At 40.1% G+C, this 17563-nt stretch carries 12 protein-coding genes; all 12 read left to right on the top strand.

Annotation, left to right across the window (positions count from 1 at the left end):
• Window positions 1-8 precede the first annotated feature (8 nt).
• The 12 genes from EJN84_RS05845 to EJN84_RS05790 all read left to right on the top strand — a co-directional run bounded on the left by EJN84_RS05845 (window position 9) and on the right by EJN84_RS05790 (window position 17560).
• A complete protein-coding gene (locus EJN84_RS05845) occupies window positions 9-1706 on the top strand; it encodes a RagB/SusD family nutrient uptake outer membrane protein (RefSeq protein WP_129594535.1) in 1698 nt (565 codons plus the stop codon).
• A 26-nt stretch (window positions 1707-1732) separates the two neighbouring features.
• Window positions 1733-2974 carry a glycan-binding surface protein gene (locus EJN84_RS05840; RefSeq protein WP_238943942.1) on the top strand — a complete coding sequence of 414 codons (1242 nt, stop codon included), beginning with the start codon at window positions 1733-1735 and terminating at the stop codon, window positions 2972-2974.
• A 22-nt stretch (window positions 2975-2996) separates the two neighbouring features.
• Window positions 2997-5111 carry a glycan-binding surface protein gene (locus EJN84_RS05835; RefSeq protein WP_129594534.1) on the top strand — a complete coding sequence of 705 codons (2115 nt, stop codon included), beginning with the start codon at window positions 2997-2999 and terminating at the stop codon, window positions 5109-5111.
• Window positions 5112-5179: 68 nt separating this feature from the next.
• On the top strand, window positions 5180-6568 hold the full coding sequence (locus tag EJN84_RS05830) for a glycosyl hydrolase (protein ID WP_129594533.1): 1389 nt from the start codon (window positions 5180-5182) through the stop codon (window positions 6566-6568).
• Between the two features lie 9 nt (window positions 6569-6577).
• Complete coding sequence (locus EJN84_RS05825) at window positions 6578-7717, top strand: glycoside hydrolase family 26 protein (RefSeq protein WP_129594532.1); 1140 nt, start codon at window positions 6578-6580, stop codon at window positions 7715-7717.
• A 16-nt stretch (window positions 7718-7733) separates the two neighbouring features.
• Window positions 7734-8900: a glycoside hydrolase family 130 protein gene (locus EJN84_RS05820; RefSeq protein ID WP_129594531.1), complete on the top strand. Its 1167-nt coding sequence runs from the start codon at window positions 7734-7736 to the stop codon at window positions 8898-8900.
• Between the two features lie 91 nt (window positions 8901-8991).
• Window positions 8992-10047, top strand: a complete 1056-nt coding sequence (locus EJN84_RS05815) for a glycoside hydrolase family 5 protein (protein ID WP_129594530.1) — start codon at window positions 8992-8994, stop codon at window positions 10045-10047.
• A gap of 51 nt (window positions 10048-10098) precedes the next feature.
• Window positions 10099-11526: an MFS transporter gene (locus EJN84_RS05810; RefSeq protein ID WP_129594529.1), complete on the top strand. Its 1428-nt coding sequence runs from the start codon at window positions 10099-10101 to the stop codon at window positions 11524-11526.
• Between the two features lie 44 nt (window positions 11527-11570).
• A complete protein-coding gene (locus EJN84_RS05805) occupies window positions 11571-12800 on the top strand; it encodes an AGE family epimerase/isomerase (protein ID WP_129594528.1) in 1230 nt (409 codons plus the stop codon).
• A 30-nt stretch (window positions 12801-12830) separates the two neighbouring features.
• Window positions 12831-13805 carry a glycoside hydrolase family 5 protein gene (locus tag EJN84_RS05800; RefSeq protein WP_129594621.1) on the top strand — a complete coding sequence of 325 codons (975 nt, stop codon included), beginning with the start codon at window positions 12831-12833 and terminating at the stop codon, window positions 13803-13805.
• Between the two features lie 5 nt (window positions 13806-13810).
• Window positions 13811-15241 (top strand): sialate O-acetylesterase, encoded by a 1431-nt coding sequence (locus EJN84_RS05795; RefSeq protein WP_129594527.1) that lies wholly within the window; start codon window positions 13811-13813, stop codon window positions 15239-15241.
• Between the two features lie 12 nt (window positions 15242-15253).
• Entirely contained in the window at window positions 15254-17560 is a 2307-nt protein-coding gene (locus EJN84_RS05790) for a glycoside hydrolase family 3 N-terminal domain-containing protein (RefSeq protein ID WP_129594526.1), read from the top strand.
• The last annotated feature ends 3 nt before the right edge of the window (window positions 17561-17563 follow it).

Raw genomic sequence — 17563 nt, 5'->3', positions numbered from 1 at the left:
TAGAAAAAATGAAAATAATTAAGGAAATTAAAAATACCATAAAAGGCCTTGCTTTCGCAGTCCTTGTTATATCATTCTTGTCTTCCTGTGAAGATTTTCTTAATCGACCAACAGAAGATAATTACACCGTTGACAGTTTCTATAAAACCGATCAGCAATGTTTTCAAGCGGTGAATCCGGTATATAATTCACCATGGTATGATTTTCAACGTGGGTTCTTTAAGGTCGGAGAAGTACTATCTGGTAATTATTATTGGGGGTCATCACCTTATTTAACTTTTACTATCAATTCCACCGATGCAGATTTAGTAAATATGTCGGCTTCCTTATGGTCTGTCAATGGGTATTGCAACAGCATTTTGGAAAATATAGACATGAAAGCAGGCCCTGCTGTAAGTGAAGCTACTAAAAAGACCGTAAAGGGGGAAGCTCTTGTATGGAAAGCTATGGCTTATTTTTATTTGGTGCGCACATTCGGTGCCGTTCCGATTGTTCACAGCAATTCGGCCATGATTGCCGAGGGCAATTATAACAACGTTTACAAAGCCACTATCCCAAATGTTTATGATTACATTATCATGACTCTCGAGAAAGCTATAGAATGGTTACCCGAAAAAAATCAACCGGGACGTATTGATAAATATTCTGCATATGGATTGCTGTCAAAAGTTTATTTAACCAAATCAGGTTATGGGATGGAAGGTTCTCGCAGACAAGAGGATTTAGATAAGGCCGCTTTGTATGCCAGTAAAGTTATCGAAGAAAGTGGACGATCATTATTGCCGGTCTATTCCGACATTTTTAGATTAAAGAACAATTTTAGTGAGGAAAGTTTAATAGCTTGGCATTGGGTAGTTTCTAACCAATGGACTTCGCAAAATTCTTTACAATCCGACTTGGGAATTCAGGGTTTTGATGAATATGGAGCTACATGGGGTGGATATAATGGACCATCAGTAGATCTGCAAGATGCTTTTAGTGAAAATGCACTTAGTTTAACTCGAAATAATGTAGATGATAGGAGAAAAGCTACAATGATGATGTATGGCGATAAATATGATTATTTCTGGGTTGACAAAGGGGGGTTCGACTACACTGAATTTGCAGTTAACAGTATGGAATATCAAAGTGCAGTTGGGGCAAACGAAGTAAAACATCTGGTAGGTAACGATAACGATCACGTTATTGGAACCGGCACTCACATGGCTCGTATGGCAACGAGTCTTAGTACACATTTGCTTCGACTTGCAGATGTATATTTGATTTATGCAGAAGCAGTTTTAGGAAATAGTTCTTCTACTTCAGACCCTAAGGCCTTAAAAGCTTTTAATGATGTCAGAAAAAGATCGGTAAAAGGCTACGAGCCCAAGTCATCCATTACTTGGGACGATATCTGGAAAGAACGTCGCCTCGAACTTGCTTGTGAAGGCGACAGATGGTATGATTATGTGCGTTGGCATTATTACGAACCACAAAAGGCTATAGCCGAGCTTAAAGCACAGCGAAGGAGTTATTATGTTGGTCTTGGCACTTATTATAAATCAGGCAATTTTGATCCTACGGTTACTTACTATGATCAAAATCCAAATATTCCAAACATCACGGATGCACACTTTCAACTTCCTTTTCCAGATACTGATTTAACCATGAATCCTAATCTGCTGAAAGATCCTGTTGAATTCGATTTTGGATCCATAAGTTATTGATTCTTAAAACAATTGAATTTAAAAATATGAAAAATAAACTTTATATAAAAGACTATAACAATTTGCTGATAGTTATATTCGCGACGTTGGTTTGCATGGGATGGGTGTCTTGCGATGATAATCCGGATAAGTATGAGAGTACAGATGGCATTCCGGATATATACTATGTACGAGTTCCGAATCCTGAATCAGCTGACTCTCTATTAGTTAAAGCTTATATGAACAATACAATAGTATTGGTAGGTGATAACTTGACGAGCATCAAGGAGATGTGGTTTAATGACAAGAAAGCCATCTTGAATTCCAGTTTTATTACTAGAAACACTTTGTTTGTGAATGTGCCGAACGAAATTCCTTCGGTCGTTACGAACAAGATCTACATGATAACTAAAAATAATGACACAATTGCATACGATTTTGGTGTTCAAGTTCCAAATCCTTCAGTAGCAAGCATTTCTTGCGAATACGCCCATGATGGGGAAATTGCAACGCTCTATGGCGATTATTTTATCGACGATCCAAATGTTCCGCTCACTGTTAACATGCCAGGGAATGTTCCTGTAACTGAAATATTAAGTATAGAAAAAACAAAAATTGTATTTAAAATCCCAGAAGGATCACAAAAAGGATATATCAATGTCAAATCCATTTATGGAACGGGGCGATCGAAATTTCAATTCAGGGATGACAGAGGTATTATTCTCGATTGGGACAACAAAAACGCATCGGGAGGATGGCGCTCAGGAAAAATTGCCAACAGCAATCCTGAAGGTATTAGTGGAAATTATGTTTACTTTTCAGGAAACATGAAAGGGGATTTATCCACGTGGGATGAAGATAATTTTTCATTTAATCTTTGGGGAATTTCAAACGGACGTCCTGAAGGAGATTTATTCTCTATTCCAATAGACTCGGCACAATTAAAGTTTGAAATCAATGTTACGCAAAGTTGGTCGGCTGGCGCACTGCAAATGATTTTTACTCCATGGTCAACCAAAGACACCAATGGTTATATAGCGGATGGAGTCACCCCGAGGGGGTTGTGGCGGCCTTGGGAATCAAGTGGTTCTTATCAGACTGATGGATGGATAACTGTATCATTCCCACTCAAAGACTTCAAATATGACCATACCGGAAAAGCGCTTCAAGTAGCAGGGCCAGGGAATTATGGAGGCTTAACTTTCTTTGTTTATCACGGAGGAATTGCGGGTACAGACTGTACACCATATATTTGTATTGACAACATTAGGGTGGTTCCAATTGAATAATTAATCCATAAATCTTGAAAAAATGCAAACACATAAAAATAAATGGTATTCATGGCTGATAATTTTTATATTGATTATCAATGGAGGTTTATATACCGGATGCGATAATGAAGAAGCCGTCGACACTTCGATAGTTTTAAAAGCATTTGGTCCATCACCTGCCTTAAGAGGTGGTGAACTCAGGTTCATAGGGAGCAATCTCGATAAAGTTACAGCTGTAGTTTTTCAGGGCCTGACATCTGGAGAAACAGTAGAAGTTAGTGAAATTGAAGTTGTCAACGAAAGAGAAATTCGGGTTACCATTCCTCAGAATGCTGGTCCGGGTAAAGTAATCTTAAAAACACCACAAGGAGATATTCAAACATTAACTCCTCTCACATTTTCAGAACCTATATCCATAAGCAGTATTACTCCCACTACTTTAAGAGCCGGTCAAATACTTACTGTGAAAGGCGACTACCTGAATTTGATTAAAAAAGTAATCTTTGTTGACAATGTTGAGGTGGAATCAAAAGATTTTGTATCTCAGTCCCGAGATCAACTGCAAGTAAGGGTTCCGGATGAAGCTCAAACAGGAAAAATCATTTTATCGAACGGAGAAGAAATACCTATTGAAATCTACTCTAACGAAGTAATCAATATTATTTTACCTACATTCACAGAATTTTCTCCTGTTACTGTGAAACCGGGAAATAACATCAATATTACAGGTACAAATCTGGACTTGGTAGCGGGTGTTAAGTTTGGCGGAGATAAAATAGTAGATGAGGTTATTTTAAATGCCGATTCCACACAAATTACAGTAAATGTACCACTGGAAGCCCAGGACGATACCCTAAAATTGATTACCAAATCGGGTCTCGAAGTAAAAGGAAACAAGAAACTGATTACCGTAATGCCTTCAAATCTCGGGGTCGATCCAAGAACAGTTAAAAATGGCCACACTTTAACTATCAAAGGTAAAGATTTGGATTTGGTTGCAAGCATAAAATTTGGTGATATAGAGGGGCAAATTAATGCCAAATCAGAAACAGAAATCTCTGTAATAGTGCCGGAAACAGCCAATTCAAAAGTGGCAACTCTTGTTACTTTCTCCACTAAAACGATCGATACGCCTGAATTTAATTATGTAAACCCAACAATTACCGCTTTATCGCCAAATTCATTAATGGCTGGAAGTGAATTAACCGTTACAGGAAGTGACTTGGATTTGATAAGAAAAGTGATATTCCCATCTGCAGCTAAGACCGTGAATGTTGAACCAAGTTCATCTACCTCATTTGTTGTTAATGTTCCAACTGATGCAACAAGTGGCATTGTAAAATTTGTTACAGTGAATGGAACCGAAATTTCATCTCCAAGTGAACTCACGGTAACCGAAGCCGATATTCCGGTTATAACGAGCATCCCCGCAAGTGCAAAACCTGGTCAATTGCTGGTTATTCAAGGAACAAAATTAAATTTGGTTGAATCGGTTATTTTCCAGAATAATGTGAAAGCAACCCAATTTGGAACTCGTTCGGCAACCTTGCTGGAGGTTTATGTACCTGAAAATGCCGCAAAAGGTGCAGTAACTTTAAAGTTGATCACTTTTGCAGGTAAAGAAGTTTCTGTTCCAATAACTATAAGTGGAACCGATCCTATTACCGATCCAAGTTATGTGTTTTTTGATTTTGACGGGAAAAATTCGTGGTGGGGAAGTTACGGAAAAGTAGAAAATGATCCTGCTCTATCGTTGAGTGGAAACTATTTCCGAATCAATCAGGATTTGCCATCCGGTTGGGTTGATTTCTTCTGGAGAAATAGCCAGAATGATCTAAAAGTTACTGGGGTAACAGTTGATGAGTGGGCTATAAAAATGGATGTCAATGTTTTGGGCGGAACGACGATGGCATTTAAATTTCGTCTCAAAGGTACCGATGGGGATTTCTGGGCTATCATTCCCGGAATGGAAAATAGAGGTGGTTGGTACACAGTAACTATTCCTTTAACGGATTTCAAAGATAATGACGGATATGGAACAAACATTTTACCAAACGTTCAAAACATTACACAAGATTTCGGACTGGCTACGGCAGGAGATGCAGGATTTGTGAATATGTGTATCGATAATGTTCGTTTTGAAAAAATAAGGTAAAAAAATAGATTGTTGGAGAGGGTGTCAAAAAAATTAATGAGTATTGATTTTTACGACATCCTCTTTTTATGGTTTTTTCTCATATTTTATTAAGCTTGGGATATTGCGCCACTTCGAAATTTGTACTCATGAATCATCGATTTGTTATTTTGTTTTTATTTTTACTATCATTGTTTTCCTGTAAGAAATCAGGGAATGGCATTATTGAAACATTTTCTCCGGAATTAATTTCATCTACCCCGACAAATAATGAGACAGATGTTTCAATTTATACAAAGGAAATTGTTCTGATTTTTGATGTTAATGTAACATTAAAAGTTCCTTACAATATCACCTTAAATGGAAATGTATTAACTGATATTAGGCCGGGAATTCAAAAAAATTTGCAGATTTTTTTACCGGAATTGAAAGAAGGGACGACTTACGAGCTAATAATTCCAGCGAATATAATTAAAGGGCCAACAGGAGCATTTATTTCTACAGAAATTAGGTTGACTTTTACTACTTACACACCGCCTGCAAGAACTTTTTCTCCTGAAGCACAAAATGTTATGAACTTTTTAAAGCAGACCTACGGAATAAAAACCATTTCAGGAACAATGGCAAACGTCAACTGGAACACGGATGAGGCCGATTGGGTTTATGCTCAAACGGAGAAATATCCTGCACTGAATTGTTTTGATTTTATTCATTTTGTTTTTTCCCCATCCAACTGGATTGATTATAGCAATACAAGTGTAGTGGAAAATTGGTGGAAAGCCGGAGGACTTGTAGCTGCCATGTGGCATTGGAATGTACCTGCAAACAGTGGCATTTCAGATCAATATGCATTCTATTACGGGAGTAAATCCGATCAAACGCTTTTCGATATCAGTAAAATTTCGGACGAAAATTCCGAAGAATATCGATTAATGATAAAAGACATCGATACCATCTCCGGTTATCTTAATATTTTGAAATCAAAAGGCATTCCTGTAATTTGGCGACCCTTGCATGAAGCTGCCGGCGGATGGTTTTGGTGGGGAGCAAAAGGAGCTGCACCATTCAAATCGCTTTGGAAACTCATGTTCGAAAGGATGATCCATTATCATCATCTGGATAATTTGATTTGGGTGTGGACTTCCGAAGGGAATGATGCCGACTGGTATCCCGGTGACGAATATGTGGATATCGTGGGACGAGATTTGTACCCAACAACAAATATTCATGATTCACAATTGACGGAATTCAATAAAGTTAAAGCTATTATATCAAACAGAAAAATGATTGCACTTTCGGAATGTGGAGGCATTCCAGATCCTGATTTGATGTTCCAAAAAGGTGATACCTGGCTTTGGTTCATGCCATGGTATGGCAGTCATACAAGAGATGATTCTCACAATGGTGCTGCCTATTGGCAAACGGTGATGAATAATCCTCACGTTATAACTCGGGATCAAATGCCTGACTTAAAATAATTTTTTAACATGAAAAAATATCGCTTTCGAATAATAATCATGATGTTGTCTTTTATTTGCATAAATGGTTTTTCACAACAATTAGAGATAAAATACAACAATCAGAATAATAGATTAAAAACTTTAACCCCCGAAACCCAAAATCTTCTCAAAAATCTGAAAGTCATTTCAGAAAAAGGATTCATGTTTGGTCATCAGGACGATCCATTGTACGGAATTGGCTGGGAAGGCGATGATGGGCGTTCGGATGTGAAAAGTGTTGTTGGCGATTATCCTGCCGTGATGGGATTCGATTTGGGAAGAATAGAATTGGGGAGCGAAAAAAACATTGACAACGTTTCTTTCGAAAAAATCCGACAGGAAATCATTCGTCAATACCAACGTGGCGGAATGATAACAATGAGCTGGCATGTGAACAACCCTCTTACTGATGGTGATTCGTGGGATGTAAAAAATGAAGAAAATGCTGTTGCCAGCGTTCTTCCCGGTGGACAAAATCACAATAAATTTTTGCGTTGGCTACAAAGTGCTGCCGATTTTTTCAATTCGTTGAAAACCGAGGACGGGACAAAGATACCGATTGTTTTCCGTCCCTGGCACGAACATACCGGAAGCTGGTTCTGGTGGGGCAAAGACCTTTGTGCGACCGAAGAATATAAGCAACTTTGGAAGATGACGGTCGAATTTTTTCGGGGAAAAGGAGTGAATAACTTGCTTTATGCTTATTCTCCGGATATTCAAGGGCCCGGACAGATTTATATGGAACGTTATCCGGGCGACGAATATGTCGATATTTTGGGCCTCGACGGTTATCACCGCGACAACGAAGCCGGAATCGAATCCTTTCAAAATTCGCTAAATACCATTCTTTCATTTATGACCGACGAGGGGAAAAAGCGAAATAAACCCATTGCTTTAACCGAAACCGGGCTGGAAGCCATCCCAATTGCCAATTGGTGGACAGGCGTTTTACTGCCCATAGTTGATAAATATCCAATTAGTTACGTCATGGTTTGGCGAAATGCAAGGGAAAGAGAAAATCATTATTATGCACCCTACCCCGGTCAAAAATCAGCTGCAGATTTTATAAAGTTTTATCATTCTCCGAAAACGCTTTTTTGTAAAGATATTCCGAATTTATACAAATAAATTGAAGTAAATAGTTATGAACCCATTTCAAAACCGAGTAAAAAAATTGTTTGAAAATCAGGAAAAATTGATTACCAAAACAAATATGCCCGTTGAAGAGAGCAACGGATGGTTTCAACGTTACAAAAATCCCATTCTTACCGCAGCTCATGTCCCTGTTGCATGGCGATACGATTTGAATGAAAAGACCAATCCTTTTCTGTTGGAAAGAATTGGGATGAACGCTGTAATGAATTCCGGTGCTATCAAATGGCACGATAAATATCTTTTGGTAGGAAGAGTGGAAGGTGTGGACAGAAAATCGTTTTTTGCCGTTGCCGAAAGTCCTAACGGAATTGATCATTTCAGATTTTGGGAAGAACCGATTACCATGCCCGAAACTGATGAACCGGCAACAAACATTTACGACATGCGCCTTACAGCCCACGAAGATGGTTGGATCTACGGCATTTTTTGTGCAGAGAGAAAAGACAAAAATAATCCCGATTTGTCTGCAGCTACTGCAAGTGCAGGAATTGCCCGTACAAAGGATTTGAAGAATTGGGAACGCTTACCAGATCTTCAATCAAAAAGTCAGCAGCGCAATGTGGTGCTGCATCCCGAATTTGTAGATGGAAAATATGCTTTTTATACTCGTCCGCAGGACAGTTTCATTGATGCCGGATCAGGAGGAGGAATTGGCTGGGCATTGGTTGATAACATAGAAAAAGCCATCATAACCGAAGAGAAAATAATCGACCGGCGTTATTATCACACCATCAAGGAAATGAAAAACGGCGAAGGACCGGCACCGATAAAAACATCAAAAGGTTGGTTACACCTGGCTCACGGAGTAAGAGGTTGCGCTGCCGGCTTGCGTTATGTTTTGTATCTATACATGACGTCACTCGAAGATCCGTCGCAATTGACTGCAACTCCCGGAGGATATTTTATGGCTCCTCAGGGAGAAGAACGCATTGGCGATGTATCCAATGTATTATTCAGTAACGGCTGGATTGCCGATGACGACGGGAGAGTGTTCATTTATTATGCATCTTCCGATACACGCATGCATGTGGCGACCACTACCATCGACAGGCTTGTGGATTATTGTCTCAACACACCGTCTGACGGATTTTATTCGTATACTTCTGTATTAAAAATTAAAGATTTAATTCTCAAAAACAAATCAATCGGCTTTTAATCGAATAGTTTTGCTTAACTTAGCATCAGATATAGCAGACAAACTTTCGACACTATTTTTCTAATATCGTAATATACTCAATACAATGAAAATGAGCAAATCAATCTTATTGTTTATTCTTGTTTCCTTTATTACAAGTTGTCAAAAATCGAATTCTGAACCTTCACACGAAAAACAGTGGGCAACTGCCACAGAAATGAATCAACGGCTGGGACGGGGGATAAACATCGGCAACACCTTCGAAGCCGATCAATCGTGGCAATCGCCTTTCGATGCAGACGATTTTCGAAAAATTGCCGAACTGGGATTTACGCATGTTCGTGTTCCGATCAAATGGGAAAGGGACGACCGCAGCATGAGCACACCACCCTACACCATTTATCCTGAATTTCTGAATACGATAAAATCGGTTGTGGATGCTGCTTTGGAAAATAAATTGCACATTATTATCAACATGCACCACCACAACGACTTAATGGCCGATCCGCAAGGACAAAAAGCTCGATTTCTGGCTCAATGGAAACAGATTTCGGAATATTTCAAGGATTATCCCGACAGTTTGGTGTTTGAAATATTAAATGAACCACACGACAAACTTACCGCCGGACTTTGGAACGACTATTACAGAGATGCGTTGAGAGTAATTCGTGAAACGAATCCTCAACGTTGCGTTTTGCTGGGTGTTGCCGAATGGGGTGGCATTTCGGCATTGAAGTCGCTTACCATTGTGCCGAATGATAATCATTTGATTCTCACGATACATTACTACAATCCTTTTCAGTTCACGCATCAGGGAGCTGAATGGGTAGAAGGTTCCGATGCCTGGCTGGGGACAAAATGGAACGACACGCAAGCCGAACGGCAAGCGGTAATGAATGAATTTCAGGCAGCCATTGCTTTGTCAAAATCAAAAAATATTCCCATACATATCGGTGAATTTGGAGCTTATTCAAAAGCCGATATGGATTCGCGAGTAAAATGGACGCGCTTCCTTTCCCGATGGTTCGAACAGCAAGGATTTAGCTGGGCGTACTGGGAATGGAATTCCGGATTTGGTATTTACGACCCGCAAACAAAAACATATCGAACGCAATTGGTCGATGCTCTTACAAAAGATACCATGCCTGCTGCACAAAGCGTAAATTAGAGCAACAAAAACAACTATTATTGATTTATTTTTTTAGCATTAAACAAAAGAATGACTACAGAAAAAATCGGGTTAAGGGAAAAGATTGGTTATGGTTTTGGTGATGCAGCCTCTTCCATGTTTTGGAAGATTTTCGGAATGTATTCGCTGTTTTTCTATACGGATGTTTTCGGAATAACGGCTGCAGCTGCCGGAACGATGTTCCTGGTGGCACGTTTGTGGGATTCTTTTTTCGATGTATTCGTGGGCATAATGAGCGACCGTACCAAAACCCGCTGGGGAAAATATCGCCCATACTTGCTTTGGTTTGCTATTCCTTTTGCCGTGATGGGTGTTATCACTTTTTACACTCCCGATTTCGGGCAAACCGGAAAGCTGATTTACGCTTACGTCACCTATTCACTGATGATGATTGTGTATTCGCTGATTAATGTGCCTTATGCTTCATTGTTAGGATCCATTACTTCAAATCCGATTGAACGTAACACACTTTCTTCCTACCGAATGTCGTTTGCATTTATCGGTAGTTTTGTAACGTTTATGCTGTTGCAACCGTTGGTCGATTTTTATGCCGGACATTTTGGAGGGGAAACCATTATAAAAACAACAGAAAATTCAATTAGCACCAACCCTACGGGATGGGTTTTAGGCGTTGGAACAATCGGCGTTGTGTGTGTCATTTTGTTTTTACTGTGTTTTAGTTGGACGAAAGAACGCGTAACGCAAATTGAAAGCGAAGAAAATGTTTCCGTCAAACAGGATTTGAAAAATCTGTTTCACAATTCTCCGTGGTGGATTCTCATTGGAACAGGACTGGCAGCTTTGCTTTTCAATGCCATACGTGATAGTGTGGCGATTTACTATTTTCGCGATTATGTTCGGGTGAATTACCGAATGGCCGGTACCGGATGGGACATGACGACTATCTATTTCCTTGTCGGACAGGCAGCCAATTTGATTGGAGTAATGGCAGCACCTGCTGTTTCTGCCAAATATGGCAAGAAACGAACGTACATGATTTCCATTTTGATGGCGGGAATTTTGAGTACAGGTTTTTATTTTGTTCCGAATAATGTTCCGCTGATTCTTGTTTTGCAATTTTTTACTTCTATTTTCGCAGGATATGTGTTGCCGCTGCTTTGGTCGATGTTTGCCGATATTGTCGATCATCAGGAACTGACTACGGGACGACGTGCTACGGGATTGATTTTCTCGTCTTCTTCCATGTCTCAAAAATTGGGTTGGGCGTTAGGAGCAGCTTTAAGCGGTTGGATTTTGGCAATTTTCAATTATAATCCTCAGGCTGCACAACAGGCTGTAGAAACCATTTTCGGAGAGCGACTTATGATAAGTATCTTCCCTGCATTTTGCTGTTTGTTGACATTTGTAGGAATGTTGTTTTATCCGCTTTCCGACAAAAAAGTAAAAGAAATAATCGAACAACTCGACCAGAAAAGAGCTAAATCGACAATTCAATAAAACCGGTTTTTTCATTCAAAACGTTGTAAATCTTTGATTTCGAAATGACAAATTATTCAAAACAAACAGCAAACAAGAATATTTCTTTTAATCTAATAAAATTAAAGGAGGAAGTTTACGACGAATTAACGCAAGATATTCTTCCGTTTTGGGCAGAAAAAATGAAAGATTTGGTACGTGGTGGGTATTTTGGACAAATGACCGGTGAAGGTCAGCTGATAAAAAACGCTCCAAGAGGTGGAATTTTGAATGCACGCATTTTGTGGACTTTTTCTTCCGCAGCATTTCATTTGAAAAACGAAGCGTATCTGAAGGAAGCTGAACATGCAAAGGAATATATTTTCAACCATTTTTTTGATGAAGAATTTGGAGGGACTTATTGGATGCTGAATGCAGATGGTTCGCCTGCCGACACCAAAAAACAGATTTACAGTCAAGCATTTTTCATTTATGCATTGGTCGAATTTTATCGTGCGAGCGGCAATGAAACGGCTTTGGAAAAGGCAAAAGAACTTTTTTCGTTGATAGAAAAATACAGTTTCGATAAGGACAAAAACGGCTATTTCGAAGCATACAGTCGCGATTGGATTTTGCTCGACGACGTACGTTTGAGCGAAAAAGATGCCAACGAAAAAAAGACGATGAACACCCATTTGCACTTGCTCGAAGCTTACACTCATTTATTTCGGGTTTGGAAAAATCCTTTGTTGGAAAAGCAACTGAAAAATCTGATAAATCTTTTTCTCGAAAAAATTATCAATTCCGAAACATATCATTTGAATCTTTTTTTCGATGAAAATTGGGTGTGTAAATCGTCCATTCAATCGTTCGGACACGATATTGAAGCCTCCTGGTTGTTGGACGAAGCCGGAGTGGTTTTGGGTGATGCGGAAACACTGGAAAAAGTGAGAAATACCGTTCTTCGCGTTGCGGATGCAGCTGCAGAAGGACTTCGTGAAAACGGAGGGCTGATGAACGAAAAAAACGTCGAGACAAATCACCTCGATACAAATTGCGATTGGTGGCCACAGGCAGAAGCTGTGGTCGGATTTTTCAATGCATATCAACTATCGAAAAAAGAATCTTACCTCGAAAAAGCGATCCGTTCCTGGAATTTTATCAAAGAAAACCTGATTGACAACGAAAATGGCGAATGGTACTGGTCAGTTTCGAAGGACGGGCGAAAAGACACGTTGAACGATAAAGCCGGATTTTGGAAATGTCCTTACCACAACAGCCGAATGTGCCTGGAACTGATCAATCGAATTAAATGACAATTTCAATTAAAAGTGTCACCTAAAATGATGAAATATCGCAAACAAATATTGACATTGATTTTTTCTTTTTCCTTGATGAGCTGTTTCGCAGCGCCAAAAAATTCGCCGGTTGCTCTTAATGGACAATTGAAAGTTTCAGGAACGCAACTTTGCAATGAAAAAGGAGAACCGGTGGTTCTTCGTGGCGTGAGTTTGGGTTGGCACAACCTTTGGCCACGATTCTACAACAAAAAAGCAGTGAAATGGCTTGCCAATGATTGGCATTGCAGTGTCATTCGCGCAGCAATGGGAGTTCAAATTGAAAATAACTATCGTGAAAATCCACAATTTGCATTGCAATGCATTACTCCGGTGATTGAAGGAGCTATTGAAAATGGTATTTATGTAATTATCGATTTTCATGCACACCTCAAATATTTGGATGAAGCAAAGTCTTTTTTCAAAAAAATGTCCACCAAATACGGGAAATATCCAAACGTTATTTACGAAATCTGGAATGAACCCGATTATTTTGAATGGCCGGAAGTAAAAACCTATGCGGAAGAAGTGATGGAAGTGATTCGCGAAAATGATCCGAATAATATTATTTTGGTAGGAAACCCTCATTGGGATCAGGATTTGCATTTGGTTGCCGAAGATCCGATTCAGAATGCAACAAACATTATGTACACCATGCATTTTTATGCTGCAACTCACGATAAATGGTTGCGCGATCGTACCGATGCCGCCATTGCAAAAGGTATTCCTGTTTTTGTCTCGGAATGTGGGGCATCAGAGGCGAATGGCGACGGACGTTTGGGAACAGAAGAATGGAAAACATATGTGGAATGGATGGAAAGCCGAAAGCTGAGCTGGGTTGCATGGTCAGTTTCCGACAAAAACGAAACTTGTTCAATGCTTTTGCCTAACGCTTCTTCCTATGGAAAATGGAACGACAATCTGCTCAAACCTTGGGGAAAACTTGCACGACAAAGCATTATCGATAATAATCATAAAAAATAATTAATATGAAAATCAAAATTTTACCATTACTGCTCCTATTGATGCTGACCAATTCACTCGGAGCAAAAATTTTGTTGCCCGAAATCATGAGCGATAACATGATTTTGCAACAGAACACAAAAGTCAATCTCTGGGGGAAATCCGATCCCGGAAAAACTGTCGAAATTCGCCCTTCATGGACTTCCGAAATTACCAAAGTGAAGGTCGATGCAAAAGGAAATTGGATCGCTTCCGTTGCTACACCTGCAGCAAGTTTTACTCCATATACCATTACCTTTTCAGATGGCGAAAAACTTACGTTGAAAAATATTCTTATTGGCGAAGTTTGGCTTGCTTCCGGACAAAGTAATATGGAAATGCCGTTGAATGGTTTTTGGAACAATCTGATTCTCAAAGCTAACGAAACTATTGCGATGGCAGGACAAAACAAAGGAATGCGTTTTGTTACCATTCCTAAAACGGCAGCAATGACGCCTCAGGAAACCGTTAAAGGAACTTGGAAAGAATGTAATTCGGAAAATGCTCCGTGGTTTAGCGCCACAGCATATCATTTCGCCCAAATGCTTTATCGGACATTAAACGTTCCGGTAGGAATAATTGTTTCCAGTTGGGGAGGAACGAGAGTAGAAGGATGGATTAATCGTGAGATTCTCGAGACCTATCCTGATATTGATTTGAGCGAAAAGGCCATTAACGAACTCAACCCCATGGCTCGACCCATGCTTATGTACAATGCCATGATACATCCGTTAATCCACTATACGATAAAGGGATTTATCTGGTATCAAGGTGAATCAAATGTGGGGAAACATGATGTATATGCCGAGCGACTTGCCAACATGGTCAATTTGTGGCGAAAAGATTGGGGATTGGGCGATTTGCCTTTTTATTACGTCGAAATAGCGCCGTGGATTTATGGCGATGGCGAGACCGGCACTTCGGGAGCTTTGTTGCGCGAAGCTCAATTTAAGACTCAATCATTGATCCCGAACAGCGGAATGATTTCTACCAACGATTTAGTAAAAGATTACGAAAAGACCAACATTCATCCGCGAAACAAAATCGACGTGGGCAAACGACTGGCTTTTTTGGCTCTTTCGCAAACTTATGGACTGAAAGGAATTGCGTCGCACGGCCCGGAATATAAATCGATGGAAATAAAAGACGGAAAAATTTATCTTTCCTTCAACTATGCCGAAGATGGGTTCAGTCGCGCAGTGGACATAAAAGGTTTTGAAATTGCCGGAGAAGATCACATTTTTTATCCTGCAAAAGTGGAAGTCGATTTAAACAATCGCATTTTGATTGTTTCCAATGAAAATATATCAAAACCCGTAGCAGCGAGATATTGCTTTAAAAATTTCCAAATCGGTAATCTTTACAACACACGCGAATTGCCTGTAGTTCCCTTCAGAACGGACAATTTCGAAAAATAAAACTGTTGAAAAATGAAAAAAATATTTATTTCCGTCGTTAGTTTAATTTTGGTAATGAATGCAAATGTGGACGCTCAAAAAACCGTCCCCTTGTATCAGAATCCAAAAGCAACCGTGGAAGAACGTGTAAATGACTTGCTTTCGCGAATGACACTCGAAGAAAAAATCGGGCAAATGAATCAGTTTGTAGGCATTGAACATATCAAAACTGCCGAAGCTAATCTTACGGCCGAACAACTAAAAAACAATACTGCAAGCGCTTTTTATCCCGGATTTTCGACCACTGATTTGGAAAACCTGACAAAAGAAGGTCTGGTTGGTTCGTTTCTTCATGTTTTAACTATTCAGGAAGCCAATTATCTTCAGTCGCTGGCTATGCAAAGCCGATTGAAAATTCCCGTCATTTTTGGTATCGATGCCATTCACGGAAATGCCAATGCACCCGACAATACTGTGTATCCGACAAATATCGGTTTGGCTTCATCATTCGATACGGAAATGGCATACAAAATTGCCCGACAAACAGCAAAGGAAATGCGATCGATGAATATGCACTGGACGTTCAATCCAAATGTAGAAGTTGCCCGTGATCCGCGTTGGGGTCGTGTTGGCGAAACTTTCGGTGAAGATCCTCATCTGGTCACCCAAATGGGCATTCAAACAGTCAAAGGTTATCAAGGCGATTTAAACAGTGAGAACGACGTTTTAGCCTGCATTAAACATTTCGTTGCCGGAAGCGAACCGATCAACGGAACCAATGGCTCACCGGCCGATCTTTCGGAACGAACATTACGCGAAGTTTTTTTCCCTTCTTTCAAAGCCGGTGTTGATGCCGGAGCTATGTCGGCGATGATGTCGCACAACGAACTTAACGGCATTCCCTGCCACAGCAACGAGTGGCTGATGACCGATGTGCTGAGGAAAGAATGGGGATTCAAAGGTTTTATCGTGAGCGATTGGATGGATATCGAACATTTGTACGACTTACATGCAACGGCCGAAAATCTGAAGGAGGCTTTTTATCAATCCATTATGGCCGGAATGGATATGCACATGCACGGCATTCACTGGAACGAACTGGTTTCGGAACTGGTGAAAGAAGGTCGTATCCCCGAATCACGAATCGATGAATCGGTACGAAAAATCCTGACGATAAAATTTCGTTTGGGGCTTTTCGAGCATCCTTATGCCGACGAAAAAACAACGATGAAAATCCGATTAAATTCCGAACACCGACAAACTGCTCTTGAAGCCGCACGTAACAGCATTGTTTTACTGAAAAACGACGGAATTCTTCCTTTGACGGAAAAATATAAAAATGTGCTCGTAACCGGTATCAATGCCAACGATATGAATATTCTCGGCGACTGGAGTGCAGTTCAAAAAGATGAAAATGTGATCACCGTTTTGGAAGGACTAAAAATGGTATCGCCAAATACACATTTCGAATTTGTCGATCAAGGCTGGGATCCACGAAACATGTCACCCGAAAAAGTAAACGAAGCCGCTGAAAAAGCCAAGTCCGCCGATTTGAATATCGTAGTTGCCGGAGAATATATGATGCGTTTTCGCTGGACAGAACGAACCGGAGGCGAAGATACAGACCGTTCGGATATCGATTTGGTTGGGTTGCAAAACGACCTGATCGAAAAAGTGGCGGCATCGGGAAAGCCAACGATTTTGATTTTAATTACCGGTCGTCCGTTGGGGGTAGAAAAAGCAGTTGAGAAAGTGAATGCACTTGTTCAGGCTTGGGAACCGGGAATGTACGGAGGCGAGGCAATAGCCGAGATTCTTTATGGAAAAATCAATCCTTCGGCAAAACTTCCCATAACCATTCCTCGAAGCGTCGGTCAGATACAAATGATTTACAATCACAAACCTTCGCAATACTTTCATCCGTATGTGGTAACTTCCAGTGAACCTTTATATCCATTCGGATTCGGATTGTCGTTCACCACCTACAAATATGATAATCTCCAACTTTCCGGTTCGGAAATTTCGAAAGACGAAAACCTTGAAGTAAGTGTGGATGTTACCAATACCGGCAAAATGGATGGTACGGAAATTGTGCAACTTTACCTTCGCGATAAGTTTAGTTCCGTAACACGGCCGATAAAGGAATTGAAGGATTTTGCCCGTGTAACGCTGAAAACCGGTGAAACCAAAACCGTACATTTTACTGTTTCTCCCGACAAACTCACTTTTTTGGATAAAAATCTGAAGCCGGTGGTTGAAAACGGAGAATTTATCGTAATGGTCGGTTCTTCGTCCCGAGAGGAAGATTTACTGAAACAAAGTTTTTACGTGAAAGAATAGAAA

It is taken from the genome of Seramator thermalis (assembly GCF_004138125.1).
In the GTDB taxonomy this organism is placed as follows: Bacteria; Bacteroidota; Bacteroidia; order Bacteroidales; family Dysgonomonadaceae; genus Seramator; species Seramator thermalis.
This window is presented reverse-complemented; position numbering and strand designations above follow the sequence as displayed.

Bases quoted from the DNA above. Each gene is read 5' to 3' on its own strand.
- EJN84_RS05845 (WP_129594535.1), top strand. From the start codon at position 9: ATGAAAATAATTAAGGAAATTAAAAATACCATAAAAGGCCTTGCTTTC.
- EJN84_RS05840 (WP_238943942.1), top strand. From the start codon at position 1,733: ATGAAAAATAAACTTTATATAAAAGACTATAACAATTTGCTGATAGTT.
- EJN84_RS05835 (WP_129594534.1), top strand. From the start codon at position 2,997: ATGCAAACACATAAAAATAAATGGTATTCATGGCTGATAATTTTTATA.
- EJN84_RS05830 (WP_129594533.1), top strand. From the start codon at position 5,180: ATGGTTTTTTCTCATATTTTATTAAGCTTGGGATATTGCGCCACTTCG.
- EJN84_RS05825 (WP_129594532.1), top strand. From the start codon at position 6,578: ATGAAAAAATATCGCTTTCGAATAATAATCATGATGTTGTCTTTTATT.
- EJN84_RS05820 (WP_129594531.1), top strand. From the start codon at position 7,734: ATGAACCCATTTCAAAACCGAGTAAAAAAATTGTTTGAAAATCAGGAA.
- EJN84_RS05815 (WP_129594530.1), top strand. From the start codon at position 8,992: ATGAGCAAATCAATCTTATTGTTTATTCTTGTTTCCTTTATTACAAGT.
- EJN84_RS05810 (WP_129594529.1), top strand. From the start codon at position 10,099: ATGACTACAGAAAAAATCGGGTTAAGGGAAAAGATTGGTTATGGTTTT.
- EJN84_RS05805 (WP_129594528.1), top strand. From the start codon at position 11,571: ATGACAAATTATTCAAAACAAACAGCAAACAAGAATATTTCTTTTAAT.
- EJN84_RS05800 (WP_129594621.1), top strand. From the start codon at position 12,831: ATGAAATATCGCAAACAAATATTGACATTGATTTTTTCTTTTTCCTTG.
- EJN84_RS05795 (WP_129594527.1), top strand. From the start codon at position 13,811: ATGAAAATCAAAATTTTACCATTACTGCTCCTATTGATGCTGACCAAT.
- EJN84_RS05790 (WP_129594526.1), top strand. From the start codon at position 15,254: ATGAAAAAAATATTTATTTCCGTCGTTAGTTTAATTTTGGTAATGAAT.